At 65.2% G+C, this 24,149-nt stretch carries 21 protein-coding genes and 1 pseudogene; 16 read left to right on the top strand and 6 right to left on the bottom strand.

Annotated elements, in window-relative coordinates:
- Positions 1 to 92: 92 nt before the first annotated feature.
- Positions 93 to 434: a UrcA family protein gene (locus WG908_RS13465; RefSeq protein WP_340187109.1), complete on the bottom strand. Its 342-nt coding sequence runs from the start codon at positions 432 to 434 to the stop codon at positions 93 to 95.
- 752 nt (positions 435 to 1,186) lie between these two features.
- Between WG908_RS13465 and uvrA the strand changes: the two genes are divergently transcribed.
- The gene (uvrA, locus tag WG908_RS13460) at positions 1,187 to 4,105 is read left to right on the top strand and encodes an excinuclease ABC subunit UvrA (RefSeq protein WP_340187108.1); all 2,919 of its coding nucleotides are present in this window, start codon (positions 1,187 to 1,189) and stop codon (positions 4,103 to 4,105) included.
- 371 nt (positions 4,106 to 4,476) lie between these two features.
- Here the strand turns inward: uvrA and WG908_RS13455 are convergent.
- Positions 4,477 to 4,596, bottom strand: a pseudogene (locus WG908_RS13455) (ATPase); the annotation flags it as partial.
- A gap of 115 nt (positions 4,597 to 4,711) precedes the next feature.
- Here WG908_RS13455 and WG908_RS13450 point away from each other — a divergent pair.
- From WG908_RS13450 to WG908_RS13390, 13 genes are all read left to right on the top strand, one after another.
- Complete coding sequence (locus WG908_RS13450; protein WP_340187107.1) at positions 4,712 to 5,782, top strand: hypothetical protein; 1,071 nt, start codon at positions 4,712 to 4,714, stop codon at positions 5,780 to 5,782.
- Between the two features lie 50 nt (positions 5,783 to 5,832).
- A complete protein-coding gene (locus tag WG908_RS13445; RefSeq protein ID WP_340187106.1) occupies positions 5,833 to 6,180 on the top strand; it encodes a hypothetical protein in 348 nt (115 codons plus the stop codon).
- A gap of 89 nt (positions 6,181 to 6,269) precedes the next feature.
- On the top strand, positions 6,270 to 6,488 hold the full coding sequence (locus WG908_RS13440) for a hypothetical protein (protein WP_340187105.1): 219 nt from the start codon (positions 6,270 to 6,272) through the stop codon (positions 6,486 to 6,488).
- A 149-nt stretch (positions 6,489 to 6,637) separates the two neighbouring features.
- On the top strand, positions 6,638 to 6,823 hold the full coding sequence (locus WG908_RS13435; RefSeq protein WP_340187104.1) for a hypothetical protein: 186 nt from the start codon (positions 6,638 to 6,640) through the stop codon (positions 6,821 to 6,823).
- A gap of 19 nt (positions 6,824 to 6,842) precedes the next feature.
- Positions 6,843 to 7,157 carry a hypothetical protein gene (locus WG908_RS13430; protein WP_340187103.1) on the top strand — a complete coding sequence of 105 codons (315 nt, stop codon included), beginning with the start codon at positions 6,843 to 6,845 and terminating at the stop codon, positions 7,155 to 7,157.
- A gap of 145 nt (positions 7,158 to 7,302) precedes the next feature.
- Positions 7,303 to 8,502: an ADP-forming succinate--CoA ligase subunit beta gene (gene sucC / locus WG908_RS13425; RefSeq protein WP_340187102.1), complete on the top strand. Its 1,200-nt coding sequence runs from the start codon at positions 7,303 to 7,305 to the stop codon at positions 8,500 to 8,502.
- Between the two features lie 112 nt (positions 8,503 to 8,614).
- Positions 8,615 to 9,364, top strand: a complete 750-nt coding sequence (locus WG908_RS13420) for an electron transfer flavoprotein subunit beta/FixA family protein (RefSeq protein WP_340187101.1) — start codon at positions 8,615 to 8,617, stop codon at positions 9,362 to 9,364.
- Positions 9,361 to 10,290 (top strand): electron transfer flavoprotein subunit alpha/FixB family protein, encoded by a 930-nt coding sequence (locus WG908_RS13415; protein ID WP_340187100.1) that lies wholly within the window; start codon positions 9,361 to 9,363, stop codon positions 10,288 to 10,290. The genes WG908_RS13420 and WG908_RS13415 overlap by 4 nt, the downstream gene beginning before the upstream one ends.
- Before the next feature lie 234 nt (positions 10,291 to 10,524).
- Positions 10,525 to 11,952, top strand: a complete 1,428-nt coding sequence (locus tag WG908_RS13410; protein ID WP_445326724.1) for a glycosyl transferase family protein — start codon at positions 10,525 to 10,527, stop codon at positions 11,950 to 11,952.
- 71 nt (positions 11,953 to 12,023) lie between these two features.
- Positions 12,024 to 13,031 (top strand): hypothetical protein, encoded by a 1,008-nt coding sequence (locus WG908_RS13405; protein ID WP_340187099.1) that lies wholly within the window; start codon positions 12,024 to 12,026, stop codon positions 13,029 to 13,031.
- Positions 13,032 to 13,088: 57 nt separating this feature from the next.
- Complete coding sequence (locus tag WG908_RS13400; protein WP_340187098.1) at positions 13,089 to 14,003, top strand: sulfite exporter TauE/SafE family protein; 915 nt, start codon at positions 13,089 to 13,091, stop codon at positions 14,001 to 14,003.
- The gene (locus WG908_RS13395; RefSeq protein WP_340187097.1) at positions 14,000 to 14,764 is read left to right on the top strand and encodes a TIGR02186 family protein; all 765 of its coding nucleotides are present in this window, start codon (positions 14,000 to 14,002) and stop codon (positions 14,762 to 14,764) included. Before WG908_RS13400 ends, WG908_RS13395 begins: the two co-directional genes overlap by 4 nt.
- 185 nt (positions 14,765 to 14,949) lie before the next feature.
- Positions 14,950 to 16,986: a M3 family metallopeptidase gene (locus tag WG908_RS13390; protein WP_340187096.1), complete on the top strand. Its 2,037-nt coding sequence runs from the start codon at positions 14,950 to 14,952 to the stop codon at positions 16,984 to 16,986.
- A gap of 25 nt (positions 16,987 to 17,011) precedes the next feature.
- Here the strand turns inward: WG908_RS13390 and WG908_RS13385 are convergent, their stop codons facing one another.
- The gene (locus WG908_RS13385; RefSeq protein ID WP_340187095.1) at positions 17,012 to 18,922 is read right to left on the bottom strand and encodes an acetyl/propionyl/methylcrotonyl-CoA carboxylase subunit alpha; all 1,911 of its coding nucleotides are present in this window, start codon (positions 18,920 to 18,922) and stop codon (positions 17,012 to 17,014) included.
- A 5-nt stretch (positions 18,923 to 18,927) separates the two neighbouring features.
- A complete protein-coding gene (locus WG908_RS13380; RefSeq protein WP_340187094.1) occupies positions 18,928 to 20,529 on the bottom strand; it encodes a carboxyl transferase domain-containing protein in 1,602 nt (533 codons plus the stop codon).
- Between the two features lie 63 nt (positions 20,530 to 20,592).
- Here WG908_RS13380 and WG908_RS13375 point away from each other — a divergent pair, with 63 nt between their 5' ends.
- Positions 20,593 to 20,931 carry a DMT family protein gene (locus tag WG908_RS13375; RefSeq protein WP_340187093.1) on the top strand — a complete coding sequence of 113 codons (339 nt, stop codon included), beginning with the start codon at positions 20,593 to 20,595 and terminating at the stop codon, positions 20,929 to 20,931.
- 1 nt (position 20,932) lies between these two features.
- Here WG908_RS13375 and WG908_RS13370 read toward each other — a convergent pair whose 3' ends face one another.
- Entirely contained in the window at positions 20,933 to 22,078 is a 1,146-nt protein-coding gene (locus tag WG908_RS13370; protein WP_340187092.1) for an isovaleryl-CoA dehydrogenase, read from the bottom strand.
- A gap of 85 nt (positions 22,079 to 22,163) precedes the next feature.
- On the opposite strand from WG908_RS13370, the gene WG908_RS13365 reads away from it, so the two are divergent.
- Positions 22,164 to 23,042, top strand: a complete 879-nt coding sequence (locus tag WG908_RS13365; RefSeq protein ID WP_340187091.1) for a LysR family transcriptional regulator — start codon at positions 22,164 to 22,166, stop codon at positions 23,040 to 23,042.
- Between the two features lie 10 nt (positions 23,043 to 23,052).
- On the opposite strand, the gene WG908_RS13360 is transcribed toward WG908_RS13365, so the two are convergent.
- Positions 23,053 to 24,084: a methyl-accepting chemotaxis protein gene (locus WG908_RS13360; RefSeq protein ID WP_340187090.1), complete on the bottom strand. Its 1,032-nt coding sequence runs from the start codon at positions 24,082 to 24,084 to the stop codon at positions 23,053 to 23,055.
- Positions 24,085 to 24,149 lie beyond the last annotated feature (65 nt).

The raw sequence follows: 24,149 nt of genomic DNA, 5'->3' as shown, positions 1-24,149 counted from the left end.
GCGCAGCCTATCACAAGCCGATCCGCATGAAACGCGCAGGAGGCCCCGGCGATACCGCCGGAACCTCCCGTGCCTGGTCCGTCAATGCCGGCTCAGTGCGCCGGCATCCGTGCGTCGGTGCCGGCGTCGGCATAGCGCTCGCCGGACTGCGCCCGTGCGATGGCGGCCTCGACGGGTGCCTTGATATTGGCGATCGCCAGCTTGCGGCAGGCATTGGATTCGTTCAGGCTGGCGGTCGAACAGACCCGCGACGCTGCCTTGTTGATGCGCTGTTGCAGCTGCTTCTGGCCCTCGGCCTTCGACAGGTCGAGATCGCCGAAGCGGACTGCCGCGGTGCGGCCGTTGGACTGGAACTCCCCGGCGGAAGCGGCGCTGCCGGCGGCCAGCGCGGCGATGGCGGTCAGGGCGGAAATGGTCTTGATGGCGGTAAACATGGCATGGTCTCCTCGAACTGAACAAGCTGGGTGCCCGACAGTCGTCGCGACGATGCGAAACCCTGTCGGTGCGGTCGGGCGAGTGGCGCTGTCTTCAAGGAAGCGTGCCGCTCTTTCCGTCCTGCCCATTCTTTCTACGCCGCCCTTGCCGCCGCCGCGCGCCCGCTTCGACCGGCGGCCCGTCGCGTCGGCGAACGGCAGCGGCGTCGACCAACGGCGGCGGCGGGCATGACGAACGACGGGATGAACGACATGAAGCTGCCGACAAGCGACATTGCCGTAGGGTAAATTGTCGTTGCGCGGGGGAATGCGGACATGAAAACGCCCCCGGCGCAAGGGAGGGCCGGGGGCGTATCCTGGATGCTGTCGGGCATTTCAGGATCTCATAAAACTGTCGAGGACCGGGGCCGCTTTGGTATCCCCTTTCCCGTCGTCGCGGCCGGCGAAACGCAGGCCGTCTTGTCGCGGCGGATCATAACATGCGTCGCCTGCGCGTTTCGCGGCGTTCGACCATCGGCAAACGTGCGGAGGCGGACGGCATGATCCGACGACGAACGGCCCATAGCGACCGACGAACGACAGCGCCAGTCTTTTTACGCTACGGCAACCAACGGTTGGCTGGCTGCCGCACGACGGCGGGTTGCGGCGACCGCGACTCGCGCCCATATCCCGCCGATCGACTTGCCGCCACAGAACAAATATGGAACAACCGCAGCCATGAGTCTCCTTCCCACCAAGCAGAGGTTTACCGAATGCTGACCCACATCAGCGTCCGTGGCGCGCGTGAACATAATCTCAAGGGGGTCGATGTCGATCTGCCCCGCGATTCGCTGATCGTCATCACCGGCCTGTCGGGATCGGGCAAAAGCTCGCTCGCCTTCGACACCATCTATGCAGAAGGGCAGCGGCGCTATGTCGAATCGCTCTCCGCCTATGCCCGCCAGTTTCTGGAGATGATGCAAAAGCCCGATGTCGAACATATCGAGGGCCTGTCCCCCGCCATCAGCATCGAGCAGAAGACGACCAGCCGCAATCCCCGCTCCACCGTCGCGACGGTGACGGAAATCTACGATTATATGCGCCTGCTCTGGGCGCGCGTCGGCGTCCCCTATTCGCCCGCCACCGGCCTGCCGATCAGCGCCCAGACCGTCAGCCAGATGGTCGACCGCGTGATGCTCCTGCCCGAAGGCACCCGTTTCTACCTGCTCGCGCCGGTCGTGCGCGGTCGCAAGGGCGAATATCGCAAGGAACTCGCCGAATGGCAGCGCGCCGGCTACACCCGCGTCCGCATCGACGGCGAAATGATGCTGATCGAGGACGCGCCCGCGCTCGACAAGAAATACAAGCATGACATCGAAGTCGTGGTCGACCGCCTGGCCGTCGCCCCCGACATGGGCGCCCGCCTCGCCGACAGTTTCGAACAGGCGCTGAAACTGGCGGATGGGTTGGCGTTTGTCGATCTGGCGGACGGCGTCGTCCCCGGCCGCGAGGACGAAGCCGCCGCCCCCGACAAGAAGATGAAAGGCGCCGGCATCCCCGCCAACCGCATCGTGTTCAGCGAAAAATTCGCCTGCCCGGTCAGCGGCTTCACCATCGCGGAGATCGAGCCGCGCCTCTTCTCCTTCAACGCCCCGATGGGCGCCTGCCCGGCCTGCGACGGCCTCGGCGAAAAGCAGCTGTTCGATCCCGAACTGGTCGTCCCCAACGAAGCCCTCTCGCTCAGGAAGGGCGCGGTCGTCCCCTGGGCCAAGTCCAACCCGCCCAGCCCCTATTATATGCAGGTGCTTGGCAGCCTCGCGAAGGAATTCGGCTTCTCGCTCGACACCCCCTGGGCCGACCTGCCCGGCGAAGTGAAGCTCATCATCCTCCACGGCACCGGCGGCAAGCCGGTCACGCTCAAATTCATGGACGGCCGCAAAAGCTATGAGGTCAAAAAGGCGTTCGAGGGCGTCATCGGCAATTTGAACCGCCGCCGGCTCCAGACCGAATCCGCCTGGATGCGCGAGGAACTGAGCAAATATCAGCGCGCCCAGCCCTGCGAAACATGCCACGGCGCGCGGCTCAAGCCCGAAGCGCTCGCGGTCAGGATTGCGGGCGAGGATATTTCCCTCTCCACCCGCCGCTCGGTGGTGGACGCGCTCGCCTTCTTCACCGCGATGCCCGATCACCTCACTGACCAGCAGAACCAGATCGCCCGCGCCATCCTCAAGGAAATCGTCGAGCGCCTGGGGTTCCTCAACAATGTCGGCCTCGACTATCTGAACCTCGACCGCACCAGCGGCACCCTGTCGGGCGGCGAATCCCAGCGCATCCGCCTCGCCTCCCAGATCGGCAGCGGCCTGTCCGGCGTCCTCTACGTCCTCGACGAACCCTCGATCGGCCTGCACCAGCGCGACAATGACCGCCTGCTCGTGACGCTCAAAAGGCTGCGCGACCTCGGCAACAGCGTCATCGTCGTGGAACATGACGAGGATGCGATCCGCCACGCCGACTATATCGTCGATATGGGTCCGGGCGCGGGCGCCCATGGCGGACAGATCGTGGCGCAGGGCACGCTGCCCGAAATCCTCAAGGCCAAAAACTCGCTCACCGCCGATTATCTCAACGGCACCCGCCGCATCGACGTGCCGGCCAAGCGCCGCAAGGGCAATGGCAAGACAATCACCGTCCACAACGCCCGCGCCAACAACCTCACCGGCGTCACCGCGTCGATCCCCTTGGGCACCTTCACCTGCATCACCGGCGTCTCCGGCTCGGGCAAGTCCAGCTTCACCATCGACACGCTCTACGCCGCGTCGGCCCGCGCCCTCAACGGCGCGCGCATCCTCGCCGGCGCGCATGACAAGGTGACCGGCCTTGAACATTGCGACAAGGTGATCGACATCGACCAGTCGCCCATCGGCCGCACCCCGCGCTCCAACCCGGCGACCTACACCGGCGCCTTCACCAACATCCGCGACTGGTTCGCCGGCCTCCCCGAAGCCCAGGCGCGCGGCTACAAGCCCGGCCGTTTCAGCTTCAACGTCAAGGGCGGCCGCTGCGAAGCCTGCACCGGCGACGGCCTGCTCAAGATCGAGATGCACTTCCTCCCCGACGTCTACGTCACCTGCGACGTGTGCCACGGCGCGCGCTACAATCGCGAAACGCTGGAGGTGAAGTTCAAGGGGCGTTCCATCGCCGACGTGCTCGACATGACGGTCGAGGACGCGGTCGAATTCTTCAAGGCCGTCCCCCCCATCCGCGACAAGATGGCGATGCTCGCCGAAGTGGGCCTGGGTTACGTCAAGGTCGGCCAGCAGGCCACGACCCTGTCCGGCGGCGAAGCCCAGCGCGTCAAGCTCGCCAAGGAACTCGCCCGCCGCGCCACCGGCCAGACCCTCTACATATTGGACGAGCCCACCACCGGCCTCCACTTCGAAGACGTCCGCAAACTGCTCGAAGTCCTCCACGCCCTGGTCGACCAGGGCAACAGCGTGGTCGTGATCGAACATAATCTCGACGTCATCAAGACCGCCGACTGGATCATCGATCTCGGTCCAGAGGGTGGGGTAAAAGGGGGCGAGATCGTCGCGACTGGCACCCCGGAACAGGTCATCAAGGAGCCGCGCAGCTTTACCGGCCACTACCTCGCCCCCCTTTTGGCCCAGCCGAAGACCGAGGCCGCAGAATGACTGGATCCTCGACATTTGATCGGTGAAGCAGGCAAGTGACTGCGTAGCGAAACCGTCCGGGGGACGGTCGAACGCGATCAACCGGAAGGCGGCGTCAAGGGCAGCGAAGTCGTGGCGGAAGGCACGCCCGACAAGGTGGCGAAGGAGAAGCGGAGCTTTACCGGGCGGTATCTCGCGCCGTTGTTGGGGCTGGAGGCTGTGGCGGCGGAGTGACTATCGCGGTTTGTTCATGAAGGGCGGCGAAGTCGTGGCAGGTTTGAAAGTTTTCGTTTCATCTACGTGTCAAACGGCGTGCAAAAGCCCCGCTATCGGCGTCGAAGAGTGACCCCCTTTTCGAGTTTGAGCGGACGGTTGTGGGTGACGCCCTTCGCTGAGCGCGCGAACGGCAGATGTCCAAGCTCATCGAGCACTACCAGGTCGAGCCGCGAGAGCTGTCCCGCCAGGGCCCCGCCCTTGCCGATCCGGGCCTCCTCTTCGAGGCGTATCACCAGACACCGGCGGCGACCGCTATCCCCTCGCACCACCGTTCCCACTTCGTTCTGTCCTACAGCCCCTCACTCCTGATATCCTCCCGGACAAACCCTCCCCTAAGCCGGAGCTTTGCCCATGTCCTGCCACTTCCCCCCTCTCCCCCATGGCCTCCCCGCGCCCGCCGAGCAAATCCGCGCCGATGGCTGGAGCCCCGCGCGGCAGCGGCTCTTCATCGAAACCCTCGCCGCCACCGGGGTCATCGCCACGGCCTGCGACGCGGTCGACATCTCCCCCCGCGCCGCCTATGCCTTGCGCATCCGCCGCGACGGCGCGGCCTTTCGCCTTGGCTGGGACGCGGCCATCCTCATCGCCCGCGCGCGCCTCGCCGACGAACTGCTCGCCCGCGCCCTCACCGGCCATGAGGAAGTGATCCGCAAGGACGAGGACAGCATCACCCGCCGCCGCCACGACAATCGCCTCGCCATGTCGATGCTCTCCCGCCTCGACCGCATGGCCGACAGCCCTCCGCAAGGCTCCGACGCCGCGCTCGCCCGCGTCGTCGCGCAGGATTTCGCCGCCTATTGCGACATGCTCTGCCCGCCCGACGAGGCGCGCGACGAGGCCGACCGGCTGGACCTGCCCCACCCCGGCGCCGAACCGATCGCCCGCGACATGGACGATGCGCGCCTGCTCGACGGGGCCATGCCCGACCTGCCCGAACCGGTCGAGGCCGTCGCCACCGCGCTGTCGCCCGGCGCGTCCGCCGCCTTGTTCCTCGCCGTGCGGATGGCGCTCGCGCGCCCGCAAAACCGGCGGTTTTCCGTGGCCGATGAACGGTGTGAACTTCGCCCGGCCGGGGCCGCATCGCCGGTCGATCTGGCCACCCTGCCGCCGGAGGAAGCCGCCGCCCGGCTGCGCGGCATCTGGTGGGATGAAGACAGGCAGGCCCTGCGCACCGATTTTCCCGCCCCGCCCGGCTTTCGCGGAGCACAGAGCGACGAGGTCTACGATATCGACATCTATGAACGCGACCTGGCGGGGCATGAGCAAGACATCGTCGCCGCGCGCGATGCCACCGCGCGCCGCCCGTTCGAAGAGGCCGCCGCCCGCGCCCGCGACGCCTTTTTCGGCCTCTGCCCCGTCCCGCCGCCAACCCGGCCGCCCGCCCCCTGCAATGGCTCTGGTCAGCCGGCCGAAACCTGTTAAGTCGTTCGTTCCACGCGACATACCGCTCGCATCTCTGGGGATGACCGTCCATGAAACCATTTATCGCCACCCTGTTCGCCGCCGCCGCGTTCGGCCTCTCGCCCGCCGCCCATGCCGCCGACGATGGCGACGACAATGCGTTCGTGCTGGTCAACAAATCCACCGTCGACGCGGTGCAGTTCTTCACCATGAACAAGAACGGCAACTGGTCGAACGACTGGCTCAAGCTGCCGATCAAGCCGGGCGCAACGCGGCCGCTCAAATTCTTCGCCGGCGACGAACGCTGCGAAATCCGCACCCGCATCGTCTTTTCCGACGCCAGCGAGTTCGACACCGCCATCGACTATTGCGGCATCGCCAATGTCGTCGTCACCGACAAGACCATGTTCACCCAGTAAGGCGCGCGCGCGATCGTCACGCGGGAACCGCTCGCGCCCCCGCCCGTTACCCTTCGCGTTGCCTTTCCCCAATGCGAAGGAAGATTGTCATGATCCGTACCCTGATTTTCGGCGCCATCGCCGGCTATGTCGGCAAGAAACTGTATGACGAGGGCAAGCTGACCAGCTTCAAGGACGATCTGGTCAAGCGCGTCGACACGCTCAAGGCCGACTATGCCGCTGACAGGCCCGCCCCGTCGCGCCCGGCTCCGTCCGGTACGGTCGTCACGCCCGCGTCGCCGCCGGTCGGCGCGACCGCGACTCACTGATCCCCCCCCGCCGCGCCCTATCGTGGGGCGCGGCGGATTTGTGCGACCAACGCTCGCCGATCCGCGCCGGATGGAGCGCGACACGGCCCCGACTTTCTGCTATCATCCCTCCGTCACGACCCGAACTCGACCGATGATGGAGGCGGAGTATGGAGAGGAATGCGGATTTCGACGTCAATTATCTGCTGCACCGGCAGCAGGTGTCTTTGATCCGTGCCGAACGCGCCGACAGCGCCGAAGGGCGCGCTGCGTATGAGGGACTGGCGCGGGGCTACACCGACCGCATCGTCGCTTACCGCCGCGAAAATCAAAAGGGTATGGCCCTCGCGCATTAGCCCGTTTATGCGGCCCTCCATGGCCCGCCCCGTCCCATTCCTCCTCGCTGCTGCGCTCGTCCTCGCCGGTTGCGCGACGGTTTCCCCCGTATCGCGCTTGCGCGCCGGACTGATGGACGCCGGCCTGTCCCCGCGTCTCGCCACCTGCATGGCCCAACGCATGGCCGACAGGTTGAGCCTGGTTCAATTGCGCCGCCTCCAGTCGCTCGCTTCGCTCCGCAAGGCCGATGTCGGCAGCCTGTCGGTCGACCGCTTCCTCTACAAGGTGCGCGCGCTGGAGGACCCGGAGATCTTCGTCGTGACCAGCAAGGCCGCGATCAATTGCGCATTCTGAGCCGATTTCGCAACAAGGGATCGCTCGACGGGGTAAAAGTTTTGCAATTTTGCAAAGTCGAGTTGCGAAACGCTTCTGGCAAATCCGTTTCCCCTGTGCTTTAGCGGCTCCCATAACGACCGCATCGGAAAGGACGGGCCACCCCATGAACATCCACGAATATCAGGCGAAGGAATTGCTCGCGAAGTACGGCGCGCCCATCGCCGCCGGTTACGCCGCCTTTTCGGTCGATGAAGCCGTCGAGGCCGCCAAGAAGCTCCCCGGACCGCTTTATGTCGTAAAGTCGCAGATTCATGCCGGTGGCCGCGGCAAGGGCAAGTTCAAGGAACTGGCGCCCGAAGCCAAGGGCGGCGTCCGCCTCGCCTTCAACCTGGATGAGGTCAAGGCTCACGCGACCGACATGCTGGGCAACACCCTGGTGACGATCCAGACCGGTGACGCCGGCAAGCAGGTCAATCGCCTGTACATCACCGACGGCGCAGACATCGCCAAGGAATTCTACCTGGCGCTGCTGGTCGATCGCGCATCGAGCCGGGTCGCCTTCGTCGTGTCGACCGAAGGCGGCATGGATATCGAGGAAGTCGCGCATTCGACGCCGGAGAAGATCCACAGCTTCTCCGTCGATCCCGCGACCGGTTTCATGGCCCATCACGGCCGCACCGTCGCCGCCGCGCTGGGCCTGACCGGCGATCTTGCCAAGCAGGCAGCGAAGGTCGCGGAATCGCTGTATAACGCTTTCCTCGCAACCGATGCCGAGCAGATCGAAGTCAATCCGCTGGCGCTGACCGAACAGGGCAATCTGCTCGTGCTCGACGCCAAGGTCGGTTTCGATGGCAACGCCATGTTCCGCCACAAGGACCTGGCCGAATTGCGTGACGAGAGCGAAGAGGACCCGGCCGAGCTGGAAGCGTCCAAATATGACCTCGCCTACATCAAGCTGGATGGCGACATCGGCTGCATGGTCAACGGCGCCGGCCTGGCCATGGCGACGATGGACATCATCAAGCTGAACGGCATGTTCCCCGCCAACTTCCTGGATGTCGGCGGCGGCGCGAGCAAGGAAAAGGTGACGGCGGCGTTCAAGATCATCCTGAGCGATCCTGCGGTCAAGGGCATCCTTGTCAACATTTTCGGCGGCATCATGAAGTGCGATATCATCGCCGACGGCATCGTCGCCGCCGCCAAGGAAGTGAACCTTTCGGTTCCGCTCGTCGTCCGTCTGGAAGGCACCAACGTCCAGCAGGGCAAGGACATCCTTGCCGGTTCGGGCCTGGCGATCGTTCCCGCGGACGACCTGGGCGATGCCGCTCGCAAGATCGTGGCTGAGGTGAAGAAGGCGGCCTGACGCACCTGAACCACAGATTGAATACGCCATGGGACGTGGCGGCCCGAAGCGCGGGTCGCCGCGTCCCTGTCGGCATATCGGCCGATATTAAGTCCAACCGGAGGATGTTGAAATGAAGATCCTTGTCCCCGTAAAGCGGGTGATCGATTATAATGTGAAACCACGGGTGAAAGCCGACGGCACGGGCGTCGATCTGGCGAACGTCAAGATGAGCATGAACCCGTTTGACGAGATCGCGGTCGAAGAAGCGATCCGCCTGAAGGAAAAGGGCGTCGCGACCGAAGTGATCGCGGTGTCCATCGGCGTCGCCAAGGCGCAGGAAACGCTGCGCACCAGCCTTGCCATGGGCGCGGACCGGGCGATCCTGATCCAGACCGATGAAGAGGTCGAGCCGCTGGGCGTCGCCAAGCTTCTCGCCAAGGTTCAGGAAGAAGAGCAGGCTGGCCTGATCATCCTGGGCAAGCAGGCGATCGACGATGACAGCAACCAGACCGGACAGATGCTGGCCGCGCTGCTGGGCCTGCCGCAGGGCACCTTTGCATCGAAGGTCGAAGTCGTCGACGGCAGCGTCAACGTGACCCGCGAAGTCGATGGCGGCCTGGAGACGGTCAAGCTGTCCACGCCGGCGATCATCACCACCGACCTGCGCCTGAACGAGCCGCGCTACGCCTCGCTGCCCAACATCATGAAGGCCAAGTCCAAGCCGCTCGCGCAAAAGACGCCGGCCGATTACGGCGTCGACATCTCGCCGCGCCTGGAAACGCTCAAGGTGGTCGAACCGCCCAAGCGGACCGCGGGTATCAAGGTCGCCGATGTCGATGAACTGGTTGCCAAGCTCAAGGCGATGGGAGTTGCAGCATGAAGACGCTTGTCTGGGTTGAACATGAGGGCGGCGCGGTCAAGGACGCGACTCTTTCGGCCGTCACCGCCGCTGCAAAGCTGGGCGAAGTGCATCTGCTGGTCGCGGGATCGGGCGTCGCGGGCATTGCGGCGCTCGCAGCGAAGATCGCGGGCGTCGGCAAGGTCCATGTCGCCGACGACGCGGCCTATGACCATGCATTGCCCGAAAATGTCGCGCCGCTGATCGTCGAGCTGATGGGGCATCACGATGCCTTCGTCGCGCCCGCCACCAGCAACGGCAAGAACATCGCGCCGCGCGTTGCCGCGCTGCTCGACGTCATGCAATTGTCGGACATCCTGTCGGTCGAAAGCGAAGACACGTTCACGCGCCCGACCTATGCCGGCAATGCGATCGCGACCGTGCGCTCGAAGGACGCAAAGAAGGTCATCACCGTTCGCGGCACCGCGTTCGAAAAGGCCGCGAGCGAAGGCGGCGCAGCGACGGTCGAAGCGGTCGCCACCACCGGCGACAAGGGGCTGTCGAGCTTCGTCGGGGCAGAGATCGCCAAGCTGGAACGTCCCGAGCTGACCAGCGCCAAGATCATCGTTTCGGGCGGCCGTGCGCTCAAGGACGGCCCGACGTTCGAAGAAGTGATCTATCCCCTGGCCGACAAGCTAAGCGCCGCGGTGGGCGCCAGCCGCGCGGCGGTCGACGCGGGCTATGTGCCCAACGACTATCAGGTCGGACAGACGGGCAAGATCGTTGCTCCCGAAGTCTATGTCGCCATCGGCATTTCCGGCGCGATCCAGCATCTTGCCGGCATGAAGGATTCAAAGACCATCATCGCCATCAACAAGGACGAGGACGCACCTATCTTTCAGGTGGCGGACATCGGCCTGGTCGGCGACCTCTTCAAGCTGGTGCCGGAGCTGACGTCCAAGCTCTAAGGTAAGATATACCGATATCTATGGCCCCGGCAGTCATGCCGGGGCTATTTTTTTGGGCGCTTGTCTCGATTGACTCCTCCCAAGATACGAGCGCGCGCCTGCAAGTCGGCAACTCAACATCCGGTCGGATACGCGAACCGATTTCAAGCATTGCCGGCTTTTTTATTTGCCTCGTCCCGGCAGCGACATTTTTATTGGTGAACGGGCCTTGAAACAGGCTGCGAAACCGGATCAGTGTCCACAGTAAAGAATCCGGGGGCGAAATTCGTGGCATGGGCGATCGGCCTGCTGGTTATCGTCCAGCATGAATTGCTGCTGTTTGCGGCGGCGGGCATCATCATCGGCGGCATCGATGATGTCGTGATGGACATCCTCTTCCTTATCCGGCGCGGCTGGCGAAAGGTCATTATCTATTCGCGCCATGCCCGGATGACCACCGCCACACTTCCTCCCTCACCCGCGCGCGGCACAATCGCGATCTTCGTGCCGGCCTGGCACGAAGCGGAGGTCATCGGTCCCATGCTGCGCAATGCGCTGCTACGCTGGGGAACAGCCGACTACCGCATCTTCGTGGGGGCGTATCCAAATGACCCCGGAACATTGCAAGCCATCGCGCGGGCCGCGGCGGGCGACGAACATGTGGTGCTGGGGATCAACCCGCGTCCTGGTCCGACGACCAAGGCGGATTGCCTCAACACGCTGTGGCAAGTGATGCTGCGCGAAGAAGATCGCATGGGCGCGCGCTTCAAGGCCGTCGTGCTGCATGATGCCGAAGACGTCGTCCATGCCGACGAAATCGCTTTGTTCGACCTGCTGATCGACCGGTTCGACCTGGTGCAGTTGCCGGTATTGCCTTATCTTGGCCAAGGGTCGGTCTGGGCGCGATGCATCGCCGATCATTATTGCGACGAGTTCGCCGAAGCGCATGGAAAGTTTCTGACGATCCGCGAGGCGCTGGGCGGGTCGATACCGTCCGCCGGGGTGGGATGCGCATTTTCGCGCAACGCGCTCGCCACTCTGGCCGATTCCAGGACGGATGGCCCGTTCGATATCGCATCCTTGACCGAAGATTATGAGACCGGGCTACGTATTGCAGAGCAAGGCGGCAAGGGGGTGTTCGTTCGGATCCGCGACGGGCGCGGCGACCTTGTCTGTACCCGCGAGCATTTTCCCGACAGTCTCGACGCGGCGGTGCGCCAGAAGGCGCGCTGGATGGTCGGCATCGCCCTGGCCGGCTGGGACAGGATGGGCTGGCGGGGCGGGCCGGTCGAAATATGGATGCGCTTCCGGGACCGCAGGGCCGCTCTGGCCGCGCTGGTGCTTTGTGCAGCATATCTGGCCTTGCTGCTGTGGGGCATTCTGTGCCTGCTCGACCTTGCGACGATTGTCCCCTGGCGGCAGATGACGCCGATGCTGCGGACGATGCTCGAAACCAATCTCGCATTGATGCTGTGGCGGTTCGGCATGCGCGCGATCTGCGTGGGCCGCAGCTATGGCTGGCGACAGGGACTGGCCGCGTTACCGCGCACGTTCGTCGGCAATTTCATTACGATCCTTGCTGCCCGGCGGGCGCTTTCAATCTATGTCCGGTCGCTGTTCGGACGCCCATTGACATGGGACAAGACCCCGCATCGCTTTCCTAATCTTGAGGCAGGCTCTTGAGCGCACAAACGGGCAATGGCAAACCCCTTCGCTTCTTTGCATTGGTGCTTTCGTGCTGGATTCTCGGCCGGGTGGCCTTGCCGCACCAACAGCACCCCGCGCCCGATGCCCATCTTTTCAAGACTGCGGCCAGCGTCGAGGCAGTGGCCGGTTCTCCCACGACCGCGCTTCGTCGGGCGGCGGCCCGGCCAGGGATCAGGGCTGCGAGCCATGTCGCCATCGTCGGCAAGCCGCCGGTCCTCTCGACCTGGCCAGTCAAAGCGCTGGTCGCGCCCGCCCTGCCGAACATCGCGGGCGCGCCGACACGTCCGCCCGACGTCACTCATTCCATCGGCGCGATTTCCCGTTCGGCGCCGCCCAAAGGCGCGGAGCTTGCGGAATCTCGCATGGTCGGAAGCGCTATGTCGCCGATGCCGCCCGCTTTCCCCGATCGCCCCTTCGCCGATCGCTGGCGCGCCAGCGGCTGGTTGTTGTGGAGACCCGACAATGGCAGCGCTTCAGCGGTCGCGGCTCTCGGTCAGCTGGGCGCATCGCAGGCCGGCGTCAGAATGGAAGTCGACCTCGCGCCAGCGGCACCGCCTCGGCTCTCCACTTATGCGCGATTCACGCGGGCGCTCGTCCAGCCGGCACAGCCGGAGGCGGCACTGGGCGTCAGCATCCAGCCCAGCCGGGCAACACCCATGACCGTGGCCATCGAACGCCGGATCGGATTGGGCGATGGCGGTCGAAATGCCATGGCGCTCACGCTTGCGGGCGGCTTTGGCCCCTCCCCGGTGCTGCCGGGCCTGCTCGGCGAAGGCTATGCCCAGGCGGGCATCGTCGGCATGCGGAGCGGCGATCGCTTCGTCGATGGCCGATTCTCGCTGCTCAAACCGCTGGCAGGAACGCTGCTTCAGGCCGGTGCCACCCTGTCGGGCGGAGCGCAGCCGCAGGTTCATCGGATGGACGTGGGTCCGGCTGTCCACGCAAGGCTGCCCAGCCCCCTGACCGCACGCCTCATGCTGGAATGGCGGCAACGGATCGCGGGTCGCGCCTATCCGCGTTCGGGCATCGCGCTCACGCTTGCAGCCGATTTTTAGGCGGGTTGCTTTCCAAGTCTTTATGTTGAGACGCTTTGGGTCTAGCCCTGATCGGGCATGGATCTTTACCTGCCTATCGCCAACCTGTCGGTCAACGCGCTCGTCATCATCTGTCTGGGCGGCGTGGTCGGCCTGCTGTCGGGCATGTTCGGGGTGGGGGGCGGCTTCCTCACCACCCCGCTTCTGATATTCTACGGCATCCCCCCGACCGTCGCCGCCGCTTCCGCCGCGTCGCAGGTCACGGGCGCCAGCGTGTCGGGCGTGGTCGCCCATATAGCGCGGGGCACGGTCGACTATCGCATGGGTGGCCTCCTCATCGCCGGCGGCGTGGCGGGCGCGGGGATCGGCGTCGGGCTGTTCAGGCTGCTCCAGGCAGTCGGGCAGATCGATACGGTGATCGCCCTTCTCTATGTGCTCATGCTGGGGTCGATCGGCACGCTGATGGCGCGGGAGTCGGTTGAGGCGCTGATCGCGGTCAAGACGGGGCGGCGCAAGCCCGCGCGCAAGCGGCGTCACCATCCGCTGGTCGCCGCACTGCCGATGCGCTGGCGCTTCTATCGCTCCGGCCTTTATATTTCGCCGCTCGCCCCGCTGCTCCTGGGTGTGCTCACAGGCATATTGACGATGCTTCTGGGCGTGGGCGGCGGCTTCATCATGGTTCCGGCGATGCTGTACCTGCTTGGCATGACGGCGCAGTCGGTCGTGGGAACGTCGCTGTTCCAGATCCTGTTCGTCACCATGGCGACGACGATGATGCATGCGCTGACGACCAAGGCCGTCGACTTGGTGCTCGCGCTGCTGCTCCTGATCGGCAGTGTGACCGGCGCTCAGGTCGGCACGCGCATCTCGATGGCGGCTCGGCCCGAATATCTGCGCATCCTCCTCGCCTTCATCGTGCTGGTCGTGGCGATGCGGATGGCGCTGGGCCTGGGATGGCGGCCCGATGAAATCTATTCGGTCCAGTTGCAATGACGCGCGCTCGCCTGGCATGGCTCGCGGCGCTGGCCTGGCCGCTGCTGGCCGGAGCCGCCTCCCCGGTGCTGGTGCCAGATGTGTCCCAGCGCGAAGTGGAGATACAATACAGCTTCACCGGCGCGGAACTGCTGCTGTTCGGCGCGATCGTCTATCCCGGCGGCCGCCAGCCCGAAAGGCCCGCCGATATCGTCGTCGTGCTCAAGGGACCCGACCAGTCGATCCTGATGCGCGAAAAACAAAAGGTCGCCGGCATGTGGATCAATGCCGACAGCGCGCGCTTTCGGTCGGCTCCCAGCTTCTATGCGATGGCCTCGTCGCGCCCCATTCCCCTGCTCGTCGACGAACGGACCGCCGCGATATACGAACTGGGCGTGGACAAGCTCCAATTGTCGCCATCGTCGCTGAACGATAGCGCGGAACTGGATCGATTCCAGGCCGGGCTGATCGATCTGCGCCGCCGGTTCGGCATGTTCGTCGAGCGGCCAGGTACGGTCGAGATCACCGATGGCGTGCTGTACCGCGTTCGGCTGCCTTTGCCGGCGCGGGTGATCGTGGGCGACTATACCGCCGAGACATTTCTGGTGCAGGACGGACGGGTGGTTGCGGCGGCGGTGCGCGACATCACCATTCGCAAGTCGGGTTTCGAACAATTCATCGCGACGGCGGCGCAGGACTGGTCCTTCGCCTATGGATTGGTGGCGATCCTGATGGCCGTCGGCATGGGCTGGACCGCAGGGGCGATAGCGCGGCGGATCTAGAATTTTGCCAGGCGGATCTGGCCGTCCTTTCGTCAGGACGGTGATCGCCAATGGCGTGCCTATGACATGAAGGATCGTCGACCGCCGACGAAATGATGACTGAGCCTTGCCGATCGCGGGCCGGCCCTTGACGTTGCTGGTGCGGGTGACGACATCAGCGGGCCAATCCGCCCCTGCGAAAGACGATGACCGTGACCAACCCCCTGCTCGCCGACAGCGACCTGCCCGCGTTCGACGCGATCCGGCCGATCCATGTGATTCCGGCGATGGAGGAAGCGATCGCCGCTCATCGGGCGGCGATGGAGGTGATCGGCCAGTCGGGCGCGGACGATTTCGACACCATCATGCTGGCGGCCGAGCGCGCCGATTTCGCGCTGTCTCGGACCTGGTCGCCGATCGGTCATCTCGCTTCGGTCGCCGACACGCCCGACTTGCGCGAAGCCCATGCCGCCGCGCAGGCGATGATGACGGCCTATCTGATGGAAGCGGGCCAGAACCGCATCCAGCATGAAGCGGTGCAGCGCGTGGCGCAGAGCGCGGCTTTTGCGACGTTGCCGGTCGCCCAACGCCGCGCCGTCGAACTGGCCTTGCGTGGCTTCCGGCTGTCGGGCGTCGCGCTGGAGGGGGACGCGCGGCAACGATTCCTTGAGATCGGCGTGGCATTGAGCGACCTTGGCACCCAGTTCAGCAATGCCGTGCTGGATGCGACCGAGGCGTGGACCGAGCATGTGACCGATGAGGCCGCGCTCGACGGGGTGCCGCCCGGCGACAAGGCGATACTGGCCGCCTATGCGCAGGAAAAGGGGCTTTCGGGCTGGCTGATCACGCTGCGGCAGCCCAGCGTGCTGGCGATCCTGCTGCATGCGAAAGACCGGGCGTTGCGCGAGCGTGTCTACCGCGCCAACGCCACGCGCGCCTCCGATCAGGCCCAGGACAGGAGTTTCGACAATAGCGCGCGCATCGAAGCGATCATGAAGCTGCGGCACGAAGCCGCGCAGATATTGGGCTTTGCCGACGCGGCGGCGCATTCGCTGGAAACCAAGATGGCCGCCGATGCAGCGCTGGCGCTGGCGTTCCTGCACAATCTCGCCGAGCGCGCCCGCCCCGTCGCCGAGCGCGAACTGGCCGAGGCAAGAGCCTTCGCCGCCGCCGAACTGGGGCTTGTCGACCTTCAGTCGTGGGACATGAACCATGTCGCCGAAGCGATGCGGCGCACCTTGCACGGCGTCGATCAACAGGCGCTCAAGCCCTATTTCCCCCTGCCCCGCGTGCTGGCGGGGACGCAGGCGCTGATCGAAAAGCTGTTCGGCGTGCGGATGGTCGCGCGGGATGACGTCGCGCGCTGGCACGGGGACGTCATCTTCTACGATCTGGTGGACGGTAACGGCGCGGTGGTCGCGGGCGTCTATCTCGACCTGTTCGCGCGGGCGGGCAAGCGTGGCGGCGCATGGATGGACGTGTGCCGGTCGCGCTTCCGCGACGCCGACCGCTTCCATCGCCCCATCGCATACCTGACCACCAATTTCGCGCCGCCGGCGGGCGAGCGCCCATCGCTGCTGACGCATGACGATGTGGTGACGCTGTTCCACGAATTCGGCCACGTCCTGCACCATCTGCTCACCGAAGTGGACCTGCCGTCGATTGGCGGCATTTCCGGGGTGGAATGGGACGCGGTCGAATTGCCCAGCCAGTTCATGGAAAATTTCGCGTGGCAGCGCGATACGCTGATCGGCCTGTCGGGGCATGTGGACAGCGGCGAGCCGCTGCCGGGGGCAATGTTCGACCGGTTGCTGGCCGCGCGCCAGTTTCAGGCCGGGCTGGCGATCCTGCGCCAGATCGAATTCGCCACCTTCGACCTTTCGCTGCACCGCGATTATGACCCGGCGGCCGGCGCGCGCGTCAATGAAACGCTGGCGCGGGTGCGCGAGGCGGTGGCGGTGATCCGCCCGCCCGAATGGAACCGTTTTGCCCATAGTTTCGGCCACATCTTCGCGGGTGGCTATGCGGCGGGCTATTACAGCTATTTATGGGCCGAACTGTTGTCGGCCGATGCGTTCGAACTGTTCGCGCGCCGCGACCTGCCGGGCGGCGGGGCGAGCGCGTTCCGGCGCGAGATACTGGCCGTGGGCGCGAGCCGGCCGGCGGCGGAAAGCTTCCACGCCTTTGCCGGGCGCGCGCCGGAACTGGATGCGCTGCTGCGGCTGCGCGGGCTGGCGGCATGACCGGGTCGCCACGCGCGCACGGGACTTAGGCGTCAGCTTTTTCGATTCTCGCGAGCAGCGCGCCTTCGCTGACCTGCCCGCCTTCGCTGGCGTTGAGTTCGGCCACGATGCCCTCGAACGGGGCGATGAGGCTATGTTCCATTTTCATCGCTTCGAGTGTGAGGAGCTTCTGGCCCCTGGCCACGCGCTCCCCCGCCGCCACCGCCACCGCGATGATACGGCCGGGCATGGGCGAAAGGATCGCGCCGTCCGACGCGGCGGCGGATGCGCCGCCTTCGGTCCGGTGCGCGGCGATCACGAAGCTCGCCCCTTCGTCGAAATAGATGGTGTTGCGTCCGTCGCTCACGCCGGTCCACGTCCGGCCGTGACCCGGCGCCCGATCTTTGACCACGATGTCGGTCGCGACCCCGTCGACACACAGGCGCACCGTGCGGTTGGCCGCAGCGTTCAGGCGAAAGCCAAAGCACGCCCGGCCAAGGTCATGTTTCGGGCTTCCCGGCCCGTCGGGCATGTGCACCGCAGAAAAGGCGAGGTCGACAGCGGCATATTGGAGCAAGCCGTCGGACGCCATGGGTGGGGCGCACAGCGTTTCGATATGATCGCCGATAAAGGCCGTCGTGACGTCGCCCGCTTCGAACGCCCGCTCGGCCAACAGGCGACGCAGGAACCAGGCGTTGGTCTTTACCGGTTCGCATTCGACCGCTCCACAGGCCGCTCGCAACGCGGCGAGCGCTTCCGCCCGGTCATTCCCACAGCTGACAATCTTTGCGATCATCGGGTCATAGAAAGCTGAAATAACATCGCTTTCCTCTACACCCGTTTCGATCCGTCCCGTTTTCGGAAGGGATAGATGGTGCAGCGGCCCGGTGGAGGGCAGGAAACCGGTCGCGGGATTTTCCGCATAAAGCCGCGCCTCCATCGCCCACCCGTTGATCGACAGCTCGCCCTGCTTCTTGGGCAGCGGCTCTCCGCTTGCGACGCGCAACTGCCACTCCACCAGGTCGACGCCGGTAATCTCCTCGGTCACCGGATGTTCCACCTGAAGCCGCGTGTTCATTTCCATGAACCAGATGCGGTCGGCGCGCAGGCCTTCCGATCCGTCGGCGATGAACTCGATCGTCCCCGCGCCCGTATAGTCGACCGCCTTGGCGGCGCGGACGGCGGCGGCACAGATCGCTTCGCGCGTCGCTTCGTCCATGCCCGGCGCGGGCGCTTCCTCGATCACCTTTTGATGGCGGCGCTGGAGCGAACAGTCGCGCTCGAACAGGTGGACGACATTGCCATGGCTGTCGCCGAATATCTGCACCTCGATATGGCGCGGGTTGGTGACCCATTTTTCGAGCAGGACATGGGCGTTGCCGAAGCTGGACGTCGCCTCGCGCTGGCACGAGGCGAGCGCCTCGGCGAAGTCGGCGGCGCTGTCGACCTTGCGCATCCCCTTGCCGCCGCCGCCCGCGACCGCCTTGATCAGCACGGGGTATCCGATCGCGTCAGCCTCTGCGGACAGTCGCTCGACCCTCTGGTCGTCGCCCATATAGCCCGGCGTCACCGGCACGCCGGCCGCCTGCATCAATGCCTTGGCGGCGTCCTTGAGGCCCATGGCAGTGATCGAGGCAGGGTCGGGACCCACCCAGATGAGGCCCGCGTCGATCACCGATTGGGCGAAGGCGGCATTTTCCGAGAGGAAGCCGTAGCCCGGATGGATCGCCTGGGCGCCGGTGGATCTGGCGGCGGCGATGATCTTTTCGCCCACCAGATAGGATTCGCGCGCCGGGGATGGGCCGATATGGACCGCTTCGTCGGCCTGGCGGACATGAAGCGCGCCGGCGTCGGCATCCGAATAGACCGCGACGGTGCGAATACCCATGCTCCGCGCGGTGCGGATGATGCGGCAGGCGATCTCGCCACGATTGGCGACAAGGAGGGACTGGATCATCGCCATCACATCCGAAAAAGGCCGAATTGCGCCCGATCGGGCACCCTTGCATTCAGGCAGGCTGCAAAGGCCATCCCCAGCACGTCCCGCGTCTGGGCGGGATCTATGATGCCGTCGTCCCACAGGCGCGCGGTGGCATAATAGGGATTGCCTTCCTCCTCATATTTCGCGCGAACCGGCGCCTTGAAGGCCTCGGCCTCCTCCGCCGTCCAGCGCGCCGCGTCGCGATGCACGGTGGCCAGCACCGAAGCCGCCTGCTCGCCGCCCATCACGCTGATCCGCGCATTGGGCCAGGTGAACAGGAAACGGGGCTGGTAGGCGCGCCCGCACATGCCGTAATTGCCCGCGCCGAAACTGCCGCCGATCAGGACGGTGATCTTGGGCACCTGCGCCGTCGCGACAGCGGTCACCAGTTTCGCGCCATTTTTGGCGATGCCTTCGGCTTCATATCGGCCGCCGACCATGAAACCGGAAATATTCTGAAGGAACAGCAACGGAATGTGCCGCTGGCAGGCAAGTTCGATGAAATGCGCGCCCTTGAGCGCGCTTTCGCTGAACAGCACGCCGTTGTTGGCGATGATGGCGACCGGCATGCCCCAGATATGCGCGAAGCCGCAGACCAAAGTGGTGCCGTACAGCGCCTTGAATTCATGAAATTCGGACCCGTCGACAATGCGGGCGATGACTTCGCGCACATCATAGGGGGCACGGACGTCGCCGGGGATGATGCCGTAGAGGTCGCTCGCATCATATAGCGGCGGGCGCGGTTCACGCAGGTTGAGGTCGGGCCTCGTGTCCGGCCGAAGGGTCGAAACGATGTCCCGCGCGATGGTCAGCGCATGCTCGTCATTTTCAGCGACATGATCGACCACGCCCGATCGACGGCCATGGACATCGGCCCCGCCCAATTCCTCGGCGGTGATGATTTCGCCCGTGGCCGCCTGTACCAGCGGCGGACCGGCGAGGAAGATCGTGCCCTGGTTGCGCACGATGATGGTTTCGTCCGACATGGCGGGCACATAGGCGCCGCCAGCCGTGCAGCTGCCCATGACGCAGGCGATCTGCGGGATGCCGCGCGCAGACATTTGCGCTTGGTTGTAGAAGATGCGGCCGAAATGGTCGCGGTCGGGGAAGACCTCCGCCTGGTTGGGCAGGTTCGCGCCGCCGCTGTCGACCAGATAGATGCACGGCAGCGCGTTTTCCAGCGCGATCTCCTGCGCGCGCAGATGCTTCTTGACCGTCAACGGATAATAGGTGCCGCCCTTCACGGTGGCGTCGTTGCAGGCGATCATCACCTGCCGCCCGGACACCCGGCCGATGCCGGCAATGATGCCCGCGCCCGGCACTTCGTCGTCATAGAGGCCGCCCGCGGCGAGCTGGCCGATTTCCAGGAAAGGCGAACCGGGATCGACCAGCCGCTCGACGCGGTCGCGCGGCAACAATTTGCCGCGAGCGACATGCTTGTCGCGGGCGCTGTCCGATCCGCCGCGGGCGGCGGCGGCGGCGCGGGCGTGCAACTCGTCGCGCAGCGCGCGATTATGCGCGGCGTTGGCACGGAAGCTTTCGTTGTCGGCGGAAAGCGCGGTGGTGAGGATGGGGGCGGTCATGGCGTGATCATCCCAGTCGCGGGAAGCATTTTCATTTGGCCTCGCCCATGCCACACAGCGCCCATGCCGACCATCCTGCTCCTGCTCGTGTCCAACATCTTCATGACCGTCGCCTGGTACTGGCATTTGAAAGGCGGCATGGCCAAGCCGCTGATGCTCGTCATCCTGATCAGCTGGGCCATCGCCTTCGTCGAATATTGCTTCGCGGTGCCGGCCAACCGCCTCGGTTTCGCCGGCGGCTGGAGCGCGGGCCAGCTCAAGATCGCCCAGGAAGCGATCGCGCTCATCGTTTTTGGCGGCTTCATGGTCATGGTGCTGGGCGAACCGCTGCACTGGCGCCACGCCGCCGCGTTCCTGTGCATCATGGCCGCCGTCGCTTTCCTGTTCGTCGGGCGCGCATAGGTCATGCGCCGATCAGTTCGCGGCCGATCAGCATCCGCCTGATCTCGTTGGTGCCGGCGCCGATGTCGAGCAGCTTGGCATCGCGCATATAGCGTTCGACCGGCCAGTCCCTGGTATATCCCGCGCCGCCCAGCGCCTGCACCGCCTCCAGCGCGACCTTCATCGCATTCTCGCTCGCCAGCAGGATCGCCCCGGCGGCATCGAAACGGCTGGTCCGCCCGGCGTCGCACGCCCGTGCCACCGCATAGACATAGGCGCGCGCCGAATTGAGCGCGACATACATGTCGGCGATCTTGGCCTGCATCAGCTGAAATGCGCCGATCGGCTTGCCGAACTGCTTGCGCTCGCGGACATAGGGCAGCACGACGTCCAGGCACGCCTGCATGATGCCCAACTGGATGCCGGCCAGAACGGTGCGTTCATAGTCCAGCCCCGACATCAGCACCCCGACCCCGCCGTTGAGCGGACCCATGATATTGTCCTCCGGCACCTCGCAGTCGTCGAACACCAGTTCCGCGGTGGGGGACCCGCGCATCCCCATCTTGTCGATCTTCTGCCCGATCGAAAAGCCCTTGAAGGTCTTTTCGATGAGGAAGGTGGTGATGCCCCTGGCCCCCTCCCCGGTCTTGGCATAGACGACCAGCGTGTCGGCATAGGGCGCGTTGGTGATCCAGTATTTGGCGCCGTTGAGGATGTAGCGGCCGCCCTTCTTTTCCGCCTTCAGCGTCATCGACACGACGTCGGAGCCGGCCCCGGCCTCCGACATGGCCAGGCTGCCGACATGCTCGCCCGATATGAGCCGGGGCAGATAACGCGCCTTCTGTTCCGCATTGCCCCAGCGGCGGATCTGGTTGACGCACAGGTTCGAATGCGCGCCGTAGGACAGGCCGATCGAGGCCGATGCGCGGGCGATTTCCTCCTGCGCGACGACATGTTCGAGATAGCCGAGGCCAAGGCCGCCATCCTCGTCCGCAACGGTGATGCCATGCAGGCCGAGCGCCCCCATTTCGGGCCATAATTCGCGCGGAAACCAATCCTTCGCATCGATTTCCGCTGCCAGCGGAGCGATGCGATCCCGCGCGAAGCGAGCGGCGCTGTCGCGGATCATGTCCGCCGTTTCGCCCAGGTCGAAATCGAAATCACTCATCGAGCCTCTCCTTGGCGGCCGGTGTAGCCGATCGGGCAGGATAAGAAAAATTGAAAGACTTGCCGGTATAGCATAGATGGTATCTATGATTGATCGCTATCAGCTGCGCTATTTCCTGGCCGTGGTGGACCATGGCAATTTTTCGCGCGCCGCCGCCCAGTGCAACGTGGCCCAGCCCACCCTGTCGGCCGGCATCGCCAAGCTGGAGCGAGCGTTGGGCAGCGCGCTGTTCCTGCGCAGCAGCCAGCGGGTGCAACTGACGCAGGCGGGCGCCCGGTTTCTGGACCATGCGCGCCGGATCGAAAGCGAATTCAACCTGGCGCTGCATTCGGTCACCGGCGGCTCGCCGCAATCCATGCTGCGCATCGGCTTGCTCAGCAGCATACCCGCCGCGCTGGTCGGCGATGTCATCAGGCGCGAAGCGGGCGGCGGGGCCGGGGTGGAAGTGGTCGAAGGCAGCGAGCGTGAACTGATCGCGCATGTCGCGCGCGGTCGCATCGATTGCGCGCTGACGCTGGTGGGACGCGGAGGCGAGCGATTTCTGGAAGAACCGCTGTTCGAGGAAGGCTATGCGCTGGCGGTCCCGCTTTCTCACCCCCACGCCGGGCAGGCGACGGTGGAGGCCGAAGCCCTGATCGGCGACGTCATGATCGTGCGCCGCCATTGCGAAGCCCTGTCCGACACCAGCCGGCATTTCACCGATCGGGGGGTGCGCCCCCATTTCGCCTATCGGTCGACCCATGACGAACGGGTCCTGCAACTGGTTGCCGACGGCCTGGGCATCACGGTGATGCCGTGCAGCTATGCGCATGAGGGCGTGGCGCGGCCGCGGCTGGCGGGGTTCGACATGCGGCGCACCATCGGCCTGCTCTATGGCGCGACGGCGGAACCGATGGCGGCGTCGCCACCGCCGCTGTTGCTCGGCTTGCGCCGGCGCCTTTCGAAACCCCGGCCCCTCAAATAGCGCGCTGCGCTCAATAGCGCGGCAGATTGCTTTCGATGCAGCCGTACCAGCCAAGGCCGGCATAGGTTTCATAGCCCGGCGTCAGCGCGTAGGATATGACCCGGTCGCCCTGCATGTAAAAGCCGCGTTCGGGCGAGGCGAGACGCAGGGGGAATTTCTCCACCAACATCCCCCGTTCATCGGACGAGGCGATCACCTGGAAATCGGCGTTGAGCAGCATCACCCGGCAATTGCGACGCTCCTCCTCGGTCAGCGCCACGCCGCGCACGATCGCCTGCGCCTGCGGTTCCCAGTCGAAAAAGATGCCGAGCGCGCCGATCGGCGCGCCGTGGGTTTCACCCTTTTCGCGGATCGCGGTCGAATAGGTGGCGACGGACGCGCTTTCCAGCAACGGGTTGCGGGTTATGTCGCACACGGCGAATTCGTCGCCAGTGCGGGTCTGCATGGCCTTGCGGAACCATTCGCTGTGCGACACGTCCTGGCCCAGCGCCGAACGGTAACGATCGTTGCGCCCCGTCGCGACGATGCGGCCCTGCGCGTCGGCGACCCACAGGTCGAGATAGACGGTGTAGGAGCGCAGGATCGTCGCCAGCCGCGCGTTCGCCTGTGTAAGCAGCGCCGGGTCCTGCCCGCCGCTGGCCGCCGCTTCCACCACGGCGCTGTCGGTGGCCCACCAGCGCACGTCGCAGGACCGTTCGTAAAGATTGCGGTCGATGATTTCGACCACGTTGCGCGACAGGTCGGCAAAGCGCGACCCGCGAAATTCCAGCATCATCCGTTCCCCGGCCGTTTCGATCCGTGCGATATTGGATGCGATCGCGCTGCGCAGTTCGGTCGACAGTTGGCCGACCTCGTTGGCGAAGACCGACATTTCCTGCGCCACCACGGCAAAGGCCGCGCCCTGCTGCCCCGCTCGCGACGCTTCTATACGGGCGTTGAGCGAGAGCGTTTTTGTGCGGCGCGTCAATGCTTCGATGACGTCGATCTTCTCTTCGGTGACCCGGTGGACCTCGAAGGCGAGTTTGAGGATATCTTCCTGCAAAATGATCTTTGTCCCTTTCGCAAAGGCGCGGCGCAATCCGTTCCTGATGCCCAAACATACTTAAC

Origin of the sequence: Sphingobium anseongense, from assembly GCF_037725245.1 — a bacterium.
Lineage (GTDB): Bacteria > Pseudomonadota > Alphaproteobacteria > Sphingomonadales > Sphingomonadaceae > Sphingobium.
The sequence above is the reverse complement of the archived record's forward strand: the minus strand, read 5'-3'. Positions and strand labels throughout refer to the sequence as shown.